Raw genomic sequence first — 19,501 nt, 5'->3', positions numbered from 1 at the left:
ATTAAGCGTGTTGTGTCAATTTATCTGAAATAAGCGCATCCAGTGAAGCTTTACCCGCACCCGAGAACACTAAAGAAATACTTGCTGCCAACAAAGCTAAGCCAAACTCATATCCATTGTTAGACATAAACAGTCCGTTTTCAAAATGCACAGTAAAGATTGCAACAATCATAGTGCCTGCAAGTGCTAACGCCGCTGGACGAGTTAATAAGCCAAGTAAAATAAATAAACCGCCAAAAAACTCCGCACTGCCAGCCATTAGCGCCATTAAATAGCCCGGTGCCAAGCCAATAGATTCCATCCATGCACCCGTGCCTTCAAGGCCATAACCACCAAACCAAGCAAATAATTTTTGCGCGCCATGTGCCATAAAAATAATGCCGATAGGTAATCTTAACGCCAGTGCTGCGTAACCGGCTTGGCTTGATGTCAGTGTTGTTAATAGTGTTTTCATATTTTATTCCTCAAAAATTTTAAACTTATCTAATTTATTAAAGCATCTGCTTAACTGATGAAATTAAGTATAAGCATGCTAAACTCAATAAAAAATCGGAACATTTTGAACCCTTAGTTCAAATTTTTTGAATAAAAGAATTATGTATCAAGCCATCACTATTGACGCCTTAAAAGCACTCGATGCTATCGATAAAAAAGGCAGTTTTGCCGCCGCAGCCGAATCACTTTATAAAGTGCCTTCGGCGCTAAGCTACACTATCAAAAAACTTGAAGAAGACATTGGCACGCCACTGTTTGACCGTTCAAAACAGCGAGCAGTACTCACCCCTGCGGGTAAGTTGGTGCTAGAACATGGCAGGCAAATTTTGCATTCCACCAGCAAAATGCTCGATGCCGTAAGCCAATTAGAATCAGGCTGGGAAAAACGCTTGCGCATCGCTCGTGATACCGTGATCCCAGAAGGTGTCATTTTTGAGTTGTTAAAAGAGTTCACCAAACGGCCTGAACAAGTTGATATTCAACTAAGCGTTGAAGCCTTAGGTGGCGGCTGGGATGCCTTACATAGTAAGCGTGCCGATATTGTTATCGGTGCAACAGGCGAATTGCCAAAAGGCGTGTATCGCACCCACAAAATCGCGGAATTAAGCTTTATCTTTGCTGTCGCAGCATCGCACCCTTTGGCAAAGGTTACTACACCACTGGACGACGATGATTTAAAACACTACCCCGCGATTGTGGTATCAGACACTTCCACTTTGTTGCCAGAACGAAGTACCGGGCTATTTAGCGCCAAGCAAGTAATCAATGTTAATTCAATGCAGGCAAAACTCACTGCCCAACTTGCCGGTATTGGTGTGGGATTTTTGCCAAGTCATATTGCTAAACCGTATCTTGCAAATGGCGAGCTAGTGCAAAAAGAGTGCACCATTCCAAGACCAAAACAAGACTTATACATTGCGTGGCATAAAGATAATCAAGGCAAAGCCTTTCAATGGTTTATTGAAAGGCTTACCCAAGCTAACTGGCAGATTGATACCAATTGCATTAATTAGCTGGTCATTTATTGCGACAGAGAAATGGCTCAGAAACAAGGCTTATAATTCGACATGTAGTTGTTCTACTTAAGAATTTTAAAACGCAGTTTATGGGTCATTTAACTCGCTAGAATGTTCAAATGATTAATAAAATTGGTATTAGTTCCAGCGCCTTGGGTCAAAGCCAAAGTAATTAAGCAATAAATCAAAAATGACCGGATCATAGGCTTTTAATTCGCTGGGTTTTTCAATAAAGGTTTCGGTGATTACTGCGAAAAACTCCGCTTCATTGGTGGCACCGTAACTGTGAATAACGTGGGGCATGCCATACGCCACATGCGCTTTTAACATATTGTAGGCACGAGAGAATTCGCGTCCCCAACTTTCATAGGTAAGTTTGTCTTTTAATAGCGGCGTGCCTGTTGTTGCACCAGTTTCTTGATCGAGTTGATGGGCAAACTCATGAAATACTAAATTATGGCCATCGTTTGGTAAACGGTTACCGTTAAGTACATCATGCCATGAAAGCACTAAAGTCCCACCCGGCCACGACTCCCCTTGCCTAACTGTTTGATGAAAACTCACAAGGCCTGCGCCATCACGGCTTTCTGAATTTGCATAGTAGGCGCTTGGGTAAAGCAAAATTTGCTTTACGTTTTTATACAGCGGCCAAGGTTTATTAAGTACCAACACACAAGCATCGGCCGCCACTATCAATTTCATTGCGTGGTTTACTACTAAACCATCGCGTCCTAAAAAGTCTTTGGTCGCTAAAAACCAGATGATGTGTTTTTCTAGTCGTGCGCGCTCGCTATCTGTCATTCGGCGATAAATCGGCATGTACTTAAGTAATACATTGCGATCGCTGTCGCTTAATGTGCGATCTTTTAGTTTATGTTCCCAGTAAATAGTGCGTAGCGTATCGAAATGCCAATAAGCAGCGATAAATACCAAGGTTAATATTATTAGTATGAAGTCCATGCTCCCCCCTTCTCTATTTAATTGGGTGAAGCATGGGATTGTTCAAGGTAGGGAATATATTATTTAGTTCTTTCTTAAAACAACAACGTCACGGAAAATTGATTCGCTCATGCGATGCGGTGCTTCAAACTCAAGTGCACTAAGGCCTGCCGCTTCAAAAACCGCAATCAGCTCTTTGCGCTTTGGAATGTACTTATTAAACGCAATAACGCAAATACCGTCTTTATGCAGTAAATCTGCCCATTGCGGCGCACATTCTTCTAACACAGCAATTGGGTTGCGGGTTTTTTCAGTCGTAAAGTGTTGCACACCGTAAGGAATATCACTAATGATTAAATGCTGCTTTTCACGCTTTAATAAATCACACGCAGTAGTCGCATTACCATTAATAATCCGGGTATTAACGCCATTAGCAGTAAAATCAATAAACTTACCCTTGTTTTGTTTATTGGCTTTACCAATAAAACCCTCTTTTAGCTCATGCTTTTGGCGATGCAGCTTAGTCCATTTTTTGGCAAAGGTTCTAAAGTCCAATACCGCATTTGGGTCTTGCTCAATGCCTTTTGATTTTATGCCGTAACGCATTGCCCACATTAAAGTAGTGCCGCGCCCGCACATAGGGTCTAGCAATTTAATCTTGCTGACGTCTTTTTCTTTACAGAAACTTAAACCCACATTGAGCAACAACTGCGTTAAAATTTCATTGGTTTTGCCTTTGTATTTGCTACCAAATACAAAATCACTGTGTAAGTTAAAATCAGTATTTAGCGATAGCGGCGTTAATGTGCCCGAATCATAACTAAAAATGCCTTGTACAAATGATAAACGAGCTAGTGCTTCAAGTTTTTGCTCTGGCAATTGGGTTTGCAAAAATTGCATGCCGCCAATCTCGTTTAGTGTCAGATCATACTCGCCAATACACTGTTTAAACTCTTTTTGTGCAATATCGATGGTTTCGTTAAAATAAGCACCGTTTGCAACAGGTGAAATTAAAATCGCAATGTCTTTCAAAACATTATCCTAATAGACAAATAATACCGTCAATTATATCGCGACTCGGACAAAGAAATAAACGCATGCTACCAATCAACCAGATTAAAACCGATTTTTTAGCCCATATTGGCAACAACAATAGCTATCAACCAATTATTGTCAGCGCCAATACGGGTACGGGTAAATCAACCCAATTGCCACAGTGGTGCACACAAAGCGGTAAAGTATTGGTTATTGAGCCAAGGCGTATTGCCTGTACGAGCCTTGCCGAGCGCGTCGCAAACGAAATGCAAACATCCCTTGGCGACAAAGTGGGTTATGCCATTCGTTTTGAAGTACATGCAAACGACAACACCGAGATTGTATTTGTAACCCCAGGTGTGGCACTGCGTTGGTTAAATGAAGGGTTATTACAAGATTTCAATACCATTATGCTCGATGAGTTTCATGAGCGCCGCTGGGACACCGATTTACTGCTGGCTTTACTGCTTGAGCACAATAAAACCAACAATCAACGCCATAAGCTTGTGATCACCTCCGCAACATTAAACGCTGAGCAACTTATTAACTATTGCCAAGGCATACATTTACACGCTGAAGGTAAAGTGTTCCCCGTCGAAGAGCATTACCTTGCTCCCGCTATGCGTGATATGCCACATAAAGACAACCTCACTGAGCGCATGGCATTTGCCGCTGAAAAAGCGTATCAACTTGGCAGCCAAGATGTATTGGCATTTTTGCCCGGCAAAGGGGAAATTCAACTTTGCGCCAGTTATTTGCGCGCACGATTGAACGACCAATTCGATATAATCACCTTGCATGGTGCAAGCCCCATCAGCGAGCAAAAACGCGCTTTGCAACCAGGGGAAAAACGCCGCCTTATTTTAGCGACTAACGTGGCAGAAACATCCTTAACCATTCCGGGTGTTGACGTGGTGATTGATTCAGGGCTTGAGCGCCGCACACATATTCGAAACGGCCAAAGTGTGTTGGATTTAACTGCCATCGCCAATGACTCCAAACTACAACGCCGAGGCCGTGCGGGGCGAATTACTAAGGGTGTCTACTTAGCACTCTTTGGTCAACACGCACCGCTTGAAGCCCATACACCCCCTGAAATTCAGCGAGAAAACTTAACAGATATGATGTTGGCAGCCGCGGCAAATAATCATGCCCTTGGCAATTTGCGCTTTATCAACCCACTGTCACAACAAGCCCATGATTTAGCGCTTTCAACGCTTAAAACCATTAATGCCATTAACGATGCGGGTATTGCAACTGACTATGGTAAAGCCCTTGCGCCATTACCCATCGACGTTTCGCTTTCCCATTTAGTGGCAAGCATGCCGAATAACCGCCTAAAACAGGCAATGGCCGACCTTGCAGGTGCCCTAAGCGTGCCAGCAAAACTGTTCACCCTAGATAAAAATTCAGAAAAATTTATACAATTAGAAAATGACTTTCCTAACCTGTGTGACTTTAGCTTGCTCATTGGCTTAGTGCGTGGAAAGTTTTTAGAGTATATCAGCGCAGAAGAAAACGCCCTTGTTGAGGCCAAACAATTTGCCAGCCAGCTGCGTAGCCATTTTGATTTACCCGAACTCAGTAAATACGCCAGTTACAACATCACTGAATTGCAACACGCCATTGCCGCATTACTGCCAAGCTGCGTGTATATTAAAAAGCAAAACCGCCGTGGCAGTTACAATAATGGTAAGCAAGAAGTAGTGATTGCCAAAGACAGCTACTTAAGTAACGAGCCCGACGCCCTACTGGTACTCAAAACCTACAGCCTAGCTGGGCGTGCAGTAAAAGACCGAAAAACACTGGCAACTAAAGTAAGCCCCATAACAACCAACGCTATTATTGATAATAACTTAGGTGAAGCAAAGCTATGCTCATCTGAAATTACTGAGCAAAATGAATTAATAGGCAATTACCAATATCAATACGCAGGCACCATATTAAAATCATTTAGCGCCGCAGTTAAAAGCCATGAATTTATTACCGCCACCGTTAACCTAATTGAAACTGGCGTGCTTTGTGAATCACTCTATGATGAATTAACACAGGAATACCAGCAGCTTTGTCTTTACCAAAATGTACATAGCACCGATTGGCAATTATTAGCACCACACGAACAAATCACACGGGTATTAAGTGATTTAGAAATAAGCTCGCTTGATGAGCTGGCACTTCTTAATAACAGTGATTTTGCCTATGGCTTAGTTGATGACTACACATGGCAGCAATTTTGTGAGCTGTACCCGCTAACAGTGGTGTTGCCACAGCAACAACTCAGGGTGGAATACTTTATAAGCGCAAAACGCGTGGTGCTTCATTACACGAGTGGTCAGCGTGTAGAAGCCCCAAAAAAGTGGGAGCTACCCAATTTTAATGGCGCAAAAATACAATATCGCCGCGCCAGTAAATTGGTGGATATTAAATAACCAGCTGAATCACAATACTCTGGTTTGCTGCGTTTTACAGCAAACCATTACAGTCCATAAAAATGTTTCGTCCTTGGCTTTTTAATTTCGTCCTGGCAATTCAAGCTGTCATAACAGACAATTTCTGGGTAGCGATAAAACCACTCTTTATAAATGGGGTTGTATTTCGCCTTAATGCGGGCCTGCTCTTCGGGCGAAAACTGCGGTAAATACTTTTCTCGCATCATGCGAATTTGTTGATAAACCGCGTTTCCTAAGTTATATCGCTCTCTGTGGTATTGCTGCTCCCCCGAGTGGTGCTCTTTGGTACTCGGCGCAAACTGCGCCATTTTGGCTTTACCTTCTTTAGCCCACCCTTCAATGCGTGCTAATTTCGCTTCAAACGGTTCGGCATCAAGGGTGAGCGGAATTGTTTCATCCGCGCGACTTGGCGCAATCCCTCTTTCGGTAAATGAATTAGAATAAAGCGGGTGCGCCAACGTAAAGAGCATATTGGCGTAGGCATTTGATATAAATAGTTGCAGCTTTTCCCGCGGAAAAACCACTGCTTGATTAGCGTAGCCGAGCTTTTTATGGCGATAGTGGTTGTAGCTATCATCACGGGGGCAGCCGCCATGACCACAGGTTTCAACATGGGCCGATGTGATAACAAATGGCTCTGGCGATTCAATGCCATCTTGCGGCTTTACCGTCACCGCAATGGGCCCGCGGTAGCCGTGTGACTTATCCATCAAGCTTGTGCACCCGGCCAAAACCAAAATGCTAAGTGTTAAAAATAAGCGTTTCATTTTATTGTTCCTTGTAAAGCGCCGTTAGCCTTGGTATTGGGGGATTAAATACCAAAATAGACTCGCCGATGATATGGGTGATCCTAGGGTGAGTGGTATTCGTGTCATGGGCTATACCTGTTAGGCTCACTCCTGATAGTGTTAAGCAGAACACTAATTTCGCCAGTTTAAAATTACAGTCCATAAAAATGTTCCGTCCTTGGTTTTTTAATATCGTCTTGGCAATAGACTTCTTGTCCGCAGGTGGTTTCTGGGTAGCGGTAAAACCACTCTTTATAAATGGGGTTATATTTTGCCTTAATGCGGGCCTGCTCTTCGGGCGAAAACTGCGGTAAATATTCTTCTCGCATCATACGAATTTGCTTTCTAACGGCATTTCCTAAATTGTATCGCGCTTGCTCGTATAACGTTTCATTTGAATGATACTCTCTAGTCCCCCGCGCAAACTGCGCCATTTTGGCTTTACGATCATTCGCCCACCCTTCAATGCGTGCTAATTTTGCTTCAAACGGCTCGGCATCAAGAGTAAGCGGAATTGTTTCATCCGCGCGACTTGGCGCAATCCCCCTTTCGGTAAATGAATTAGAATAAAGCGGATGTGCTAACGTAAAAAGCATATTGGCGTAGGCATTTGATATAAATAGTTGCAGCTTTTCCCGCGGAAAAACCACTGCTTGATTAGCGTAGCCGAGCTTTTTATGGCGATAGTGGTTGTAGCTATCATCACGGGGGCAGCCACCATGACCACAGGTTTCAACATGGGCCGATGTGATAACAAATGGCTCTGTCGATTCAATGCCATCTTGCGGCTTTACCGTCACCGCAATGGGCCCGCGGTAGCCATGTGACTTATCCATCAAGCTTGTGCACCCGGCCAACACCAAAATGCTAAGTGTTAAAAATAAGCGTTTCATTTTATTGTTCCTTGTAAAGCGCTTTGTTGTCTTATCATATTGTTGTTATTGGCCATTTTTAGTCACTTTTCGCTACACTAGAGCGCGTTAAAGTGCTGTGTTCGTGGTTTTTGTGCATCTTGTTCACAGTGTGCTTCTAGGTCGCAGTTTGTCTCGGGATAACGATAAAACCATTTTTTAATTATCGGATTATATTTTGTGGTAATTTTGGTTTGGTCTTCAGGTGTAAATTGCGGCAAATACAATTCGCGCAACATGCGAATATGCTCGTTTACCGCTGCGCCTAGCTGATAACGCGCTTTTAAGTATTCAGCTTTACGAGACAGAAACTCTGGATCTTTTTGGTTAAACCCAAACTTGAGCATTTTTGTATTTTTCGTATCGGCGTCTTTCTCTAAGCGTTTAAGTCGCTCTTCAAAATACTCAACTTCAATGGTTAAGGTACTTATCTCAGCCTGCTCTGCTTGGGCAAGCGTGACTTCTTTGGTTAGTTGCCCATAGTTCGGGTGATAGATTGAAAAGGCAATTGTCGCTTGCGTGTTCGCGTCTGCGCCCTGAAATGCTTTAAAAGGAAATACCACAGGTATGTTGATATAGGTTGATTTTAAATGGCGATAGTTGTTATCACTATTAGGCGTGTCACATCCTGTGTTGTTACAGGCTTTAACAAGTGCTGACTGGATAAAAATAGGTTCATCCGGCGCTGCACTTGCTTCTACGGTGACTTTAATTGGCCCATGACCTTGATAAGGTTTGTCGACCGTTTTGCAGGCGGTTAGCATAACTAAGCAGGCAACCGTTACGCCAATATAAAGAGGAGATTTCATTTAACACGTCCGTTTGTTTTCCTTAAGTCGGTACATGTTAACGAGTAGCAATTGCTAACTCAATAATATTACTGATTTTTTATAAAAATAAAGCTGCATTATGCTGCTTTAAAAGAGCTTAACTTAAACTTTTAGCAAGTGCTGTCATTTCTTGCTGTAGCACATTTACAAACTGCGCAACGTGAAAGCCGTCCATTAAGCCGTGGTGCACATCAATGTTGAGTGGCATGGTGCCAAGCTGTTTATCAAATTTACCAAACACATATTTGGGAATGCCATTTTGCTCACCAAACGGTGTTGCATGGGAAAAGCCTGTAAAATCAAGCCAGGGTAACACCGACACATGAATACAGTTAAGGCGTCCTTCTATTGAGTTAAACTCTTCTGAGAAAAATGGCTGACTGATTGCTTTTTCAAATGCAATTTTGCCTTTTTCACTAAATTCAGCAAAGCCTTCAGCATAAGGTAAGTATGAAATCTTAAAGAGGTTTTGCTCATCTAATTGCACCGCGTTAATTTCAATTTTATCGCACAGCCATACTTGGTTGTTATCAATACGGTGGCAAACAGGTTGGTAAGTATTATTGGCTCGCAGCAAAGCGTAAAGGCAAGCTAAATAGAACGACTGACCACTTTGCTTACATGCGGCAAACAATTCACCCGCATCTATACGCACACAGACCGAAAAGTACGGGTTTGCTAAGTCTTTAAAAAATGAAAAGTGTTCGGCGCGTTGCCAGGTAGAGAGGTCGATTTGAGTTGCCATAATCTTAAAATAAAAATGCCCGCAATTGCGGGCACCTTACCGAGCATAGCATGAACTTTCAAGCTCATTCTTTTACTCGTGTTTTTACAAGCAAAAAACGGGTAAATTACAAACCGTTTTCGATGATTTCTTGTGCTAGTTCGTCTGCAATAATATGCGTTGACTTTTGCTCGTCTTCTGAACGCTTGAAGATTTCGCTTAGTGTATCGAAAATACCTTCAACGTGTTTAGTTGCCGCTTCTGCACTGTAACCTTCTGGCGCTGTTTCGTAGTAAACGTTGATGATACCACCTGCGTTAATTACGTAATCTGGCGCGTATAAAATGCCTTTTTCACGAATAATTTCACCGTGACGTGGCTCTGCAAGCTGGTTATTCGCACAACCTGCGATAATGCCTGCTTTAATGCGAGGAATAGTCTCATCATTGATTGTTGCACCTAGTGCACACGGCGCGTATACATCAACATCTAGGTCGTAGATTTCGTCAATGTTAACTGCAGTTGCGTTAAAGTCGTTAACTACACGGCTAACACGCTCTTCGTTGATGTCCGTTACAAACAGCTCAGCACCTGCTTCGTGTAGGTATTTACACAGTGTGTAAGAAACCGCGCCAAGACCTTGTACTGACACTTTTACGCCCGCTAAGTCTTGATGACCGTGCTTGTGTTGGTAAGCCGCTTTAATACCTAAAAACGTGCCTAGTGCTGTAAACGGTGATGGGTTACCGCTTTTACCTTCAAGACCAAGTACATAGTTTGTTTCAGTATTCATTACAGCAACGTCATCACAGGTGATGTTTACGTCTTCTGCTGAGTAATAACTACCACCTAAACGCTCTAAATGACGACCAAATGCTTTAAATAGTGCATCTGATTTGATTTCTTTTGCATTACCGATGATTACTGATTTACCACCACCGAATGGTAAGCGCGCAACTGCATTCTTATATGTCATGCCTTTTGATAAACGCAGTACATCGTATACTGCATCTTCGTCACTTGCGTAATCCCATAAACGACAACCACCCACTGCTGGGCCTAATTTAGTGCTGTGTACAGCAATAATTGCTTTTAAGCCAGTTTCTTTGTCTGCACAAAAAACAACGTTTTCGTGGTTATCAAATTCAGTACGATTAAAAACAGTCACACGACTCTCCAACTTGTAAATGTTTAACGCACATAATAAGTATGGCGTTAAATGAACGGGTTATTCTTGGTTTGCACCGACTCTAACATTATCCTTTCATCAAGACTACAATTTTAGATGAACAACCCAGTTAAACTTACAATTAAACATATTCAATTTAAACTATACTCATTTCAATTAAAAACAATGCAATTACAGACCTATTCCAAGCAAAATATCGCAAAGATCCGCTAATATTTAAATTGTAGATTGACGTTTACGTAAGCGATAAGCTTGAAAGATAAGAGAGCGTAAAGAAGAAGTTACAGGGTTCAGGGTTCAGGGTTCAGAGCTTAATCAATGCGTGAATACAGCTCAAGCATAATTTCCAATCGTTTTTTGTCAGTTAAGCTCTAGAGTGATGCAATAAAAAAGAGCGCATATGCGCCCTTTTTATTTTGTTAAACTATTTGCTCGACCAAAAATTATTTTAGTTTTGCGTCTAGCTCTTCAATTTTTGCTTTCCAGATTGCAGGGCCTGCACTGTGCGCGTTGTTACCTTCGCTATCTACCGCTACCGTTACTGGCATATCTTCTACTTCAAACTCGTAGATTGCTTCCATACCTAAGTCTTCAAACGCAACCACTTTTGCTTTCTTAATTGCTTTTGATACTAAGTACGCTGCACCACCCACTGCCATTAGGTAAATTGACTTATTGTTTTTGATTGATTCAACTGTTGCAGGGCCGCGCTCTGCTTTACCAATCATGCCAACAATGCCTGTGTTCTCAAGCATTAAGTCAGTAAATTTATCCATACGTGTTGCCGTTGTTGGGCCCGCAGGACCTACTGCTTCGTCGCCTACTGCATCTACCGGGCCTACGTAATAGATAAATTTATTGGTGAAATCAACACCCTCAGGTAAGCCTTCACCTGAATTAATCATGTCTTGCAAACGCTTATGCGCTGCGTCACGACCAGTTAAAATCTTACCGCTTAGCAGTACTGTTTCGCCCATCTTCCAATCGGCTGTGTCTTCTTTTGTTAAGGTATCAAGGTTAACACGGCGTGTATCTTCACCTACTTCAAATGTTACTTCTGGCCAATCTTCTAGCTTAGGCGCTTTAAGATCCGCAGGGCCTGAACCGTTTAATGTGAAGTGAACGTGACGCGTTGCCGCACAGTTAGGGATCATCACTACAGGCTTAGACGCAGCGTGTGTTGGTGCTGTTTTGATTTTAATATCAACAACGGTAGTTAAACCGCCAAGGCCTTGTGCACCAATACCGGTTTTATTTGCGCGCTCAAAAATCTCTAAACGAAGCTTTTCTTCCGCTGTTTCTGCGCCGCGCTCCATTAACTCATGAATATCTACCGGATCCATCAGTGATTCTTTTGCAAGTACTGCTGCTTTTTCAGCTGTACCACCAATACCTATACCTAACATGCCAGGTGGACACCAGCCCGCCCCCATAGTTGGTAACGTTTTTTCAACCCAAGCTGCTACATCGTCTGACGGGTTAAGCATAACCATTTTAGTTTTGTTTTCAGAGCCGCCGCCCTTTGCCGCAATCATTACTTCGACTTCAGCGCCTGGCACCATGTCGATATGCACAACTGATGGCGTATTATCTTTAGTGTTTTTACGGCTGCCTGCTGGGTCTGCAACAATTGATGCACGCAGTGGGTTATCTGGGTTAAGGTATGCGCGGCGTGTGCCTTCATCAACCATTTGCTGAACCGTCAAGTCGGTTTTATCCCATTTAACGTCCATACCCACTTTAACGAAACACGTCACAATCCCCGTATCTTGACACAGTGGGCGCTTACCTTCTGCCGACATACGTGAATTAATTAAGATTTGCGCAATCGCATCTTTAGCCGCTTTGCTTTCTTCTTTTTGGTACGCCTTATCAAGCGCTTGTACGAAATCTAGTGGGTGATAAAACGAAATGTATTGCAATGCATCTTCGATGCTGTCAATAAAGTCTTGCTGACGGATAGTGCTCATTATGTATCCTTATTATATGCCGTGACGGTGGCAAATGTTTACAGTGTGAATAGTGTCAAACACAGCTTACTCATGCAATCTGTGCAGTAATTCGTTAAACTATGCATGTATAATAACCTCCCAACTCGTTTGCGACCAGTCTGGTAGTTAAAGTTAATGATAAATGAACAATTAATATGCAAAAAATTAGACTTAGCGCTAACTAGCGAGCACGTTTTTAGTTTTTTTGCAGATTTGCAGTATGCCATTTTCTTAGATTCGGCAAACCCAGCACACCCTAATAATCGTTTCGACATTATTGTGATTGATCCCATTTCACTGATTGAAGTGAAAAACAATGTGACTTATGTTGATAATCACCAAGTTAAGTGTGATGGTTTTAGTGCAATACACCACGCAATTAGCCCTTTTGCAAAAGTCGAAGCCCCATTTGATTTACCATTTTCTGGCGGCGCTTTAGGTTTATTCAGTTACGATTTAGGCCGCTCAATTGAAGTGATGCCAGAAATTGCGAAAAACGATATCGATTTAGGCCAAATGATGGTGGGTATTTACCCCGATGCCCTGATATTTGATCATCACGAAAACCAGTGGTTTTATATCGCACAGCCATGTTGTGATAGCGAAACACGGCTTAATAATTACCTTGCACCGCTTACAGGCACTGAAAGCGAGCGCATGCCATTTGCCTTAACAACTAAGTGGCAATCAAACCTGACTAAAGATGGTTATGGTGAACGTTTTAATAAAGTGCAAGAATATTTAAAAAGCGGCGATTGCTACCAAATCAATCTAGCACAGCGCTTTGATGCACGTTTTACTGGCAACCCTTGGCTCGCCTATTGTAAGTTGCGAAGTGCAAACCAAGCACCCTTTTCGGCTTATATTAATACTGGTGAGCAACAAATACTTTCACTTTCACCTGAGCGTTTTATTCAGGTAAAAGAACGTCAGGTTGAAACTAAACCAATTAAAGGCACAGTGCCGCGCAGCACAGATGCAAAAATTGATGACGCCAACAAAGCACGCCTTGCAAATTCAACCAAAGATCGCGCTGAAAACGTGATGATCGTGGATTTACTTAGAAACGATTTAGGCAAGGTTGCTAAACCGGGTACCGTTGAAGTACCTAAGCTCTTTGATATTGAAAGCTTTAACGCAGTGCATCATTTGGTATCAACGGTTACATCTACCCTTGCCGATGGTTACAGTGCGATTGATCAATTAAAAGCAGCGTTTCCCGGCGGATCGATCACTGGTGCGCCAAAAATCCGTGCAATGGAAATTATTGAAGAATTAGAACCTCATCGCCGTTCAATCTATTGCGGCTCAATTGGCTATATTTCGGCCTGTGGTACCATGGATACCAGTATAACCATTCGCACCCTCGTTTGTGAGAAAGGTAAAATTTATTGCTGGGCTGGCGGTGGTGTAGTTGCCGATTCAACTCTTGAGTCTGAACTGCAAGAAACATACGATAAGGTAAATCGTATTTTACCTGTACTTGAATAGCTACCCGCTTTGGACCTGTTATGCAGTTAAGTGAATTTCTCGCTCGTTTTCATATTCAGCAGCCGAATAATGAGGTTGGCTTTCCAGTACAAATGCGCAATATTGCCAAGCAAAGCGCTGTATTGGTACCGCTGGTTAATGTGAACGATGAAATTCATTTATTACTGTGTAAGCGTCCTGACTATTTAAAGCATCACCCTGGGCAAATTTGTTTTCCTGGCGGTAAACTTGAGCAGTCAGACGATAATTTACTTGCCACAGCGCTGCGTGAAACACATGAAGAAATTGGCATTGTGGTTAATAACAACCATGTGATTGGTGATATGGATAGTTATTGGACCCTTACTGGGTTTGAGATAAAACCTTATATTGCTCTACTGCCCGAAAAGCCCAATTTATCGCTTGCTAGCGATGAAGTGGCTAATGCTTTTTACCTGCCACTTGCGGCTTTGATTGATCAAACAAATTGGCAAGATATTCAATTCACCCGCCAATTTTCGTCCTATACTCTTACAGGGTTCCAAACCGAGTATGGTTTGCTTTGGGGTGCGACGGCGCAAATTATCCGTAATTTGATTAAACATCTAAATTAAGCACATAAGCATTAATCATACTAATTAAAGTTAACAAGTTTATAAATTAGAGTTATGATACTCGGCCGTTCAATGGTTAAGTAAGAGATATTCGTATGATAAGTGCATTCGATATGTTTAGTATCGGCATTGGCCCTTCCTCCTCCCATACAGTGGGCCCGATGCGCGCTTCAAGACTGTTTGTTAAGTCATTACAAGAGCAAGCGCTATTAGAGCAAGTAACCAGTGTTCGCTGTGAATTGTTTGGCTCACTCGGACAAACAGGTATTGGTCATGGTTCGGGTAAAGCGGTTATTTTAGGTCTAGCTGGTCACGATCCAGAAACTATTGATGCCGATCTGGTACCAAGCATTTTAGATAAAATCGAAAAAGAAGAAACTATCTATCTTGATCAAAGCCATGCTGCGGCATTTCCAAAAAAAGACGCCATTGTATTTCACCGTCGAAAAACTCTGCCAAAGCATTCAAATGCAATGGAATTACAAGCATTTAATGGCGATGAATGTGTCTTCCGTGAAGTTTTTTATTCTATCGGTGGCGGTTTTATCGTACGCGACGCTGACTTTGAGAAAGAAAAAGAAGCGGCACTGACGATACGCGAAGAAAACCCTGCACCATACCCATTTGATACGGGCGCAGAGTTAATGGCGCAGTGTAAAGAGCACGGTTTAAGTGTACCAGCCCTGATGATGGCAAACGAAAAAACCCTTAAAACAGAAAGCGAAATCACTGACGAGCTATACAATATTTGGCTTGTGATGAAAGCCTGTGTTGAGCGCGGTATGCGCACCGAAGGTATTTTACCGGGCGGTTTAAAAGTAAAACGTCGTGCGCCTAGCCTGCACCGTCAACTGAACATTGAAACACATAACGATCCCCTACGTGCAATGGAATGGGTTGATTTATTTGCCCTTGCGGTAAATGAAGAAAATGCTGCTGGCGGTCGCGTTGTTACCGCGCCGACAAACGGTGCAGCAGGTATTCTTCCAGCGGTGCTGATGTACTACCACACGTTTATTAAAGAAGTGGATAAAGACATTGCAACCCGTTACCTGCTGACTGCTGCTGCAATTGGTATTCTTTACAAAAAGAATGCATCAATTTCAGGTGCAGAAGTAGGCTGCCAAGGTGAAGTGGGCGTTGCTTGCTCAATGGCTGCAGGCGCTCTAACTGAAATTTTAGGCGGCAATGTTGAGAAAGTTGAAAATGCCGCGGAGATTGGTATGGAACATAACCTTGGTTTAACTTGCGACCCTGTTGGAGGCCTTGTACAAGTACCGTGTATTGAACGAAATGCAATGGGTGCAGTAAAAGCAATTAACGCATCACGCCTTGCAATGCGTGGTTCAGGTGAGCAAAAAGTATCGCTTGATAAAGTAATCAAAACCATGTGGGACACAGGTAATGATATGAAAACCAAGTACAAAGAGACGGCTCGAGGCGGACTCGCTGTAAATATCATTGAGTGTTAATCACAGTTAACAGATACAAAAAACGCCACATAATGTGGCGTTTTTTTTGAGTCAAAATTCGACTTAACGAACTGGTAACTCAATATCCTTAAATAAATGGTCTACATCATCTTGATTGCGTAACATGCACGCACGCTCAACAATGGTTTTATCCAAGTGTGGCGCAAAACGCTCAATGAAGTCATACATGTAACTGCGTAGGAAAGTGCCTTTTCTGAAGCCAATTTTAGTGGTGCTTGCTTCAAATAAGTGGCTTGCATCAATTACCACGAGATCTTTGTCGTTCATTTCATCAATGGCCATTGATGCCACAACACCCACACCTAAGCCTAAGCGCACGTAAGTTTTAATTACGTCAGCGTCGGTTGCCGTAAACACGATTTGCGGCTCTAAACCATGCTTAGTAAAGGCTTTATCTAGCTCTGAACGCCCAGTAAAACCAAATACATAGGTGATTAATGGGAACGCAGCAACGTCTTGTATCGTGAGGTTATTTGCTTTAGCAGCAAGCGGATGATCTTTTGCCACCACAATGCTGCGATTCCAGTGGTAACACGGCAACATAATTAAATCGGTATACAGATGCAGCGCTTCTGTTGCGATGGCAAAGTCTGCGTCACCGCGTGCAGCAGCGTCGGAAATTTGTTGCGGCGTGCCTTGATGCATATGCAGTGATACTTTCGGGTACTTGTTCATAAACCCTTGGATCACATTTGGCAAAGCGTAACGTGCTTGGGTATGCGTAGTGGCGATATTTAACTTACCTTGATCTGGTAAAGTATGCTCGTTGGCAACCGCTTTAATGCTTTCAACTTTCGCCAAAATCTCACGAGAGATATTGATAATGTCTTTGCCTGCCGGCGTAACATGCGTTAAATGTTTACCGCTACGACCGAAGATTTGCACACCTAGCTCATCTTCGAGCATACGCACTTGTTTAGAAATACCAGGTTGCGAGGTATATAAGTTTTCAGCGGTGGCTGAAACATTAAGATTGTGGTTGAGTACTTCAACAATGTACTTTAGCTGCTGTAATTTCATAGCGAGTATTTTGTATTTATTATTACCTTTATTTATATACTTTTGTCTCTTTTATGCCAAGCATAAATTCAAAACTTACGTATTTATTCCATTTTTAACTACAAACTACCTTAGTATTTTGTAAAAGTCAGAAAAAAGCGTCTAAATTATTAGTATCAAAAATAATTTTCGGTTTTTATGGTTAATCCTCTTCAACGATACAAATCTATCTCGGTGCTTATTTTGGATGATTTTTCCGAATTCCGCCTATCACTAAAACAAATGGTAGAGAGTTTTGGTGTTCATCATGTGGATGTGTGCACCAATGCCGAAGATGCTCTTTCCTGCTACAGCGAACATCAACATGATATTTTGCTAGTCGATTACAACTTAGGTGATGGCTTAAATGGGCTGCAGCTGCTTGCCGAGCTTAATCATCGTAACTTACTAAAATACGGCACAAACTATGTACTGATCACAGGTGAAACTGCCTCAGATTTAGTGATGGGTGCACTTGAATACCGCCCCGACGATTACCTTGCAAAACCATTTACCAAAACAACCCTGAAATCTCGCTTGGATAAGCTCGTTGAAAAAAGCCTCGCGTTTAAGCCTATTTACACCGCGTTAAATCAAGATAAGCCAAAAACGGCCCTCGAGCTTTGTGACCAACTAATGGCAAAAAACAAGCGCGTTGGTATTGATTGTTTGCGCCTTAAGGCTGAAATTTATTTAAAACAACTTAAATATGTGCAAGCACTCAGCATTTATAATTCAATTTTGCATAAGCGAGAGCTTAGTTGGGCACAAATGGGCGCAGCGATTTGTCATTTGGCGCTATCACAAAGCGATCAGGCATTAAGTTTGTGCAAACTGATTACCACTAAAAACCCACAAGCCGTTGAAGCATACGACCTTGCTTGTGAGTGCTTTATTCAACAGCACGACTTCGAAGCAGCATACGCAATTACACAAAAAGCCATTGCCGCATCGCCCAACTCAATTGTCAGGCAGCGCCAGTTAGCCTTGTTAGCAACCCGCTACAATGAACTGGAAATTGCCTTTAACGCTTACAAACGCGTTATGCAATTAGCCAAGTATTCATGCTTAGCGCAACTCGATGACTATATAAATCAGTTATGTGTTTGCACACAGATACAACTTACGGATCAAGCAAACTTTGTGCGACGCGCAAAAAAAGAGTACCCCGCAATTTATCGTACAATTACAAAACTCTACCCCGGTGTGCAAAGTCAATTATCAATTGAAGTACATCAAGTATTTGTTGAGTACTTAGTTAACAAAGACGGCGCAAAAGGTGAAAAACTCATTTTAGTGGTAGATAAAATTATTGATTACCCAGACGCGCTCAATTCGGCATTTATTAACCTGCTCGAAATCATTATGAAGCACGCCGATATTGAAGTGGTAACCGCCAAGCTCGACCCAATTATTACGCGCGGTAAAGCAAAGATTATTTCACACGAAGACCACGAAAAATCAGAGAACTTTAATCAACAAGGCATGGTGAAATACAAAGAGAAAGCATTTGAAAGCGCTCAAGGCGCATTTGCAACTGCCCTAGCCAATGCCCCTAACAACCCAAATATTGCATTAAACCTGTTACAGGCGGCGTATCAATTGCATAAACAAAATCAAAAGTTCACATTAACAAAGCGTCAATTTGCTTTGTCACTGAATGCGTTAAAAACGTTAGCGCCTCACGACCATCGTCACAAGCAAAGTCAAAGTCTGTTAAACTTTGCTAAAGCTAAATTAACGGGATAATTATGGACCATAATAAGCTCGACTTTTCCGTTGTCCTTGGCGCAAGTATGCACGATATGAAAAATTCTTTGTGTATGCTGCTTCAATCGATGGAAACAATTAGTCAAAGTATTGAGCAAACACCTCAAGCACAATCTGAATTCGCCAAGATTCATTACGAAGTTGCCCGCGTTAATTCCAACTTATTGCAAGTACTTGCCCTTTATCGCGAACACAACGCACAACTGCCACTCAATATTGAAGAGCATTTTTTAGATGACGTAGTCGACGAACTGCTTGCTAAAAATGAGCTTTACATCACCAACAAAAATATTGATGTCAGTTGTGATATTGAACAAGATCTGGCGTGGTTTTTTGACGCCGACCTAATTGCCAACTTACTTAATGACATTCTTATTAACGCACTCAAATACACAGCATCAGAAATTCTCATTAGCGCACATCAAAAAAACGACAAGCTTGTTATTGAAATTCACGATAATGGCGAAGGCTACCCCGAAAGCATGCTAGAGAAAGCCAATAATGAAATGTCCTCAGCCCTTATCAGCCAAGGACGCACTGGGCTGGGTATCTATTTCGCCAATTTAATTGCATCAGCACATGTAAATAAAGAAACCAAGGGACATATCGCGCTGGCCAATGACGGGCGATTAGGTGGCAGCAAATTTACCCTTGTTTTGCCATAAAAAAAGCTGGTAATAAAGTGCTATTATTAGAACTTTCCTTTTAACAACACTACACTAAGTAATTAGAATTAGTTAAGATTAGG

General features: G+C 42.2%; 17 protein-coding genes. 7 read left to right on the top strand and 10 right to left on the bottom strand.

Annotated features, from left to right (window positions below; all coding sequences use genetic code 11):
* Position 1: 1 nt before the first annotated feature.
* On the bottom strand, positions 2-454 hold the full coding sequence (locus tag L1068_RS00245; protein ID WP_010560360.1) for a DoxX family protein: 453 nt from the start codon (positions 452-454) through the stop codon (positions 2-4).
* Positions 455-596: 142 nt separating this feature from the next.
* On the opposite strand from L1068_RS00245, the gene L1068_RS00240 reads away from it, so the two are divergent.
* On the top strand, positions 597-1,508 hold the full coding sequence (locus tag L1068_RS00240; RefSeq protein ID WP_237128800.1) for a LysR substrate-binding domain-containing protein: 912 nt from the start codon (positions 597-599) through the stop codon (positions 1,506-1,508).
* Positions 1,509-1,649: 141 nt separating this feature from the next.
* Here L1068_RS00240 and L1068_RS00235 read toward each other — a convergent pair whose 3' ends face one another.
* On the bottom strand, positions 1,650-2,471 hold the full coding sequence (locus L1068_RS00235; protein WP_237128558.1) for a M90 family metallopeptidase: 822 nt from the start codon (positions 2,469-2,471) through the stop codon (positions 1,650-1,652).
* Between the two features lie 63 nt (positions 2,472-2,534).
* A complete protein-coding gene (locus tag L1068_RS00230; protein ID WP_038641117.1) occupies positions 2,535-3,482 on the bottom strand; it encodes a hypothetical protein in 948 nt (315 codons plus the stop codon).
* 65 nt (positions 3,483-3,547) lie between these two features.
* Here L1068_RS00230 and L1068_RS00225 point away from each other — a divergent pair, with 65 nt between their 5' ends.
* On the top strand, positions 3,548-5,914 hold the full coding sequence (locus L1068_RS00225; RefSeq protein ID WP_237128557.1) for a helicase-related protein: 2,367 nt from the start codon (positions 3,548-3,550) through the stop codon (positions 5,912-5,914).
* Positions 5,915-5,961: 47 nt separating this feature from the next.
* Here L1068_RS00225 and L1068_RS00220 read toward each other — a convergent pair whose 3' ends face one another.
* From L1068_RS00220 to L1068_RS00195, 6 genes are all read right to left on the bottom strand, one after another.
* The gene (locus tag L1068_RS00220) at positions 5,962-6,702 is read right to left on the bottom strand and encodes a hypothetical protein (RefSeq protein ID WP_237128556.1); all 741 of its coding nucleotides are present in this window, start codon (positions 6,700-6,702) and stop codon (positions 5,962-5,964) included.
* Between the two features lie 173 nt (positions 6,703-6,875).
* Positions 6,876-7,616, bottom strand: coding sequence for a hypothetical protein (locus L1068_RS00215; RefSeq protein WP_237128555.1), 741 nt, complete (start codon positions 7,614-7,616; stop codon positions 6,876-6,878).
* Between the two features lie 77 nt (positions 7,617-7,693).
* The gene (locus L1068_RS00210) at positions 7,694-8,443 is read right to left on the bottom strand and encodes a hypothetical protein (RefSeq protein ID WP_237128554.1); all 750 of its coding nucleotides are present in this window, start codon (positions 8,441-8,443) and stop codon (positions 7,694-7,696) included.
* Positions 8,444-8,561: 118 nt separating this feature from the next.
* Positions 8,562-9,209, bottom strand: coding sequence for a CatA-like O-acetyltransferase (locus L1068_RS00205; protein ID WP_237128553.1), 648 nt, complete (start codon positions 9,207-9,209; stop codon positions 8,562-8,564).
* 106 nt (positions 9,210-9,315) lie between these two features.
* On the bottom strand, positions 9,316-10,356 hold the full coding sequence (locus L1068_RS00200; RefSeq protein WP_010560366.1) for a Glu/Leu/Phe/Val dehydrogenase dimerization domain-containing protein: 1,041 nt from the start codon (positions 10,354-10,356) through the stop codon (positions 9,316-9,318).
* 464 nt (positions 10,357-10,820) lie between these two features.
* Positions 10,821-12,347 (bottom strand): fumarate hydratase, encoded by a 1,527-nt coding sequence (locus tag L1068_RS00195; protein WP_237128552.1) that lies wholly within the window; start codon positions 12,345-12,347, stop codon positions 10,821-10,823.
* 156 nt (positions 12,348-12,503) lie between these two features.
* Between L1068_RS00195 and pabB the strand changes: the two genes are divergently transcribed.
* The 3 genes from pabB (at position 12,504) to L1068_RS00180 (ending at position 15,924) form a co-directional block, all read left to right on the top strand.
* Complete coding sequence (gene pabB / locus L1068_RS00190; protein WP_237128551.1) at positions 12,504-13,859, top strand: aminodeoxychorismate synthase component I; 1,356 nt, start codon at positions 12,504-12,506, stop codon at positions 13,857-13,859.
* A 20-nt stretch (positions 13,860-13,879) separates the two neighbouring features.
* Positions 13,880-14,452, top strand: a complete 573-nt coding sequence (locus tag L1068_RS00185; RefSeq protein ID WP_237128550.1) for a CoA pyrophosphatase — start codon at positions 13,880-13,882, stop codon at positions 14,450-14,452.
* Between the two features lie 95 nt (positions 14,453-14,547).
* Positions 14,548-15,924 carry an L-serine ammonia-lyase gene (locus L1068_RS00180; RefSeq protein WP_237128549.1) on the top strand — a complete coding sequence of 459 codons (1,377 nt, stop codon included), beginning with the start codon at positions 14,548-14,550 and terminating at the stop codon, positions 15,922-15,924.
* A gap of 63 nt (positions 15,925-15,987) precedes the next feature.
* Here the strand turns inward: L1068_RS00180 and cysB are convergent, their stop codons facing one another.
* Positions 15,988-16,965, bottom strand: coding sequence for an HTH-type transcriptional regulator CysB (gene cysB, locus L1068_RS00175; protein ID WP_100913165.1), 978 nt, complete (start codon positions 16,963-16,965; stop codon positions 15,988-15,990).
* 222 nt (positions 16,966-17,187) lie between these two features.
* On the opposite strand from cysB, the gene L1068_RS00170 reads away from it, so the two are divergent.
* The gene (locus L1068_RS00170; RefSeq protein WP_237128548.1) at positions 17,188-18,732 is read left to right on the top strand and encodes a response regulator; all 1,545 of its coding nucleotides are present in this window, start codon (positions 17,188-17,190) and stop codon (positions 18,730-18,732) included.
* A 2-nt stretch (positions 18,733-18,734) separates the two neighbouring features.
* A complete protein-coding gene (locus tag L1068_RS00165; protein ID WP_237128547.1) occupies positions 18,735-19,418 on the top strand; it encodes a HAMP domain-containing sensor histidine kinase in 684 nt (227 codons plus the stop codon).
* Positions 19,419-19,501 lie beyond the last annotated feature (83 nt).

Origin of the sequence: Pseudoalteromonas sp. MMG024, from assembly GCF_021654175.1 — a bacterium.
GTDB lineage: Bacteria > Pseudomonadota > Gammaproteobacteria > Enterobacterales > Alteromonadaceae > Pseudoalteromonas.
This window is presented reverse-complemented; position numbering and strand designations above follow the sequence as displayed.

Excerpts from the sequence above, each read along its gene's own strand:
- L1068_RS00245 (WP_010560360.1), bottom strand. The coding sequence starts at position 454 with ATGAAAACACTATTAACAACACTGACATCAAGCCAAGCCGGTTACGCA.
- L1068_RS00240 (WP_237128800.1), top strand. The coding sequence starts at position 597 with ATGTATCAAGCCATCACTATTGACGCCTTAAAAGCACTCGATGCTATC.
- L1068_RS00235 (WP_237128558.1), bottom strand. The coding sequence starts at position 2,471 with ATGGACTTCATACTAATAATATTAACCTTGGTATTTATCGCTGCTTAT.
- L1068_RS00225 (WP_237128557.1), top strand. The coding sequence starts at position 3,548 with ATGCTACCAATCAACCAGATTAAAACCGATTTTTTAGCCCATATTGGC.
- L1068_RS00220 (WP_237128556.1), bottom strand. The coding sequence starts at position 6,702 with ATGAAACGCTTATTTTTAACACTTAGCATTTTGGTTTTGGCCGGGTGC.
- L1068_RS00215 (WP_237128555.1), bottom strand. The coding sequence starts at position 7,616 with ATGAAACGCTTATTTTTAACACTTAGCATTTTGGTGTTGGCCGGGTGC.
- L1068_RS00210 (WP_237128554.1), bottom strand. The coding sequence starts at position 8,443 with ATGAAATCTCCTCTTTATATTGGCGTAACGGTTGCCTGCTTAGTTATG.
- L1068_RS00205 (WP_237128553.1), bottom strand. The coding sequence starts at position 9,209 with ATGGCAACTCAAATCGACCTCTCTACCTGGCAACGCGCCGAACACTTT.
- L1068_RS00195 (WP_237128552.1), bottom strand. The coding sequence starts at position 12,347 with ATGAGCACTATCCGTCAGCAAGACTTTATTGACAGCATCGAAGATGCA.
- pabB (WP_237128551.1), top strand. The coding sequence starts at position 12,504 with ATGATAAATGAACAATTAATATGCAAAAAATTAGACTTAGCGCTAACT.
- L1068_RS00185 (WP_237128550.1), top strand. The coding sequence starts at position 13,880 with ATGCAGTTAAGTGAATTTCTCGCTCGTTTTCATATTCAGCAGCCGAAT.
- L1068_RS00180 (WP_237128549.1), top strand. The coding sequence starts at position 14,548 with ATGATAAGTGCATTCGATATGTTTAGTATCGGCATTGGCCCTTCCTCC.
- cysB (WP_100913165.1), bottom strand. The coding sequence starts at position 16,965 with ATGAAATTACAGCAGCTAAAGTACATTGTTGAAGTACTCAACCACAAT.
- L1068_RS00165 (WP_237128547.1), top strand. The coding sequence starts at position 18,735 with ATGGACCATAATAAGCTCGACTTTTCCGTTGTCCTTGGCGCAAGTATG.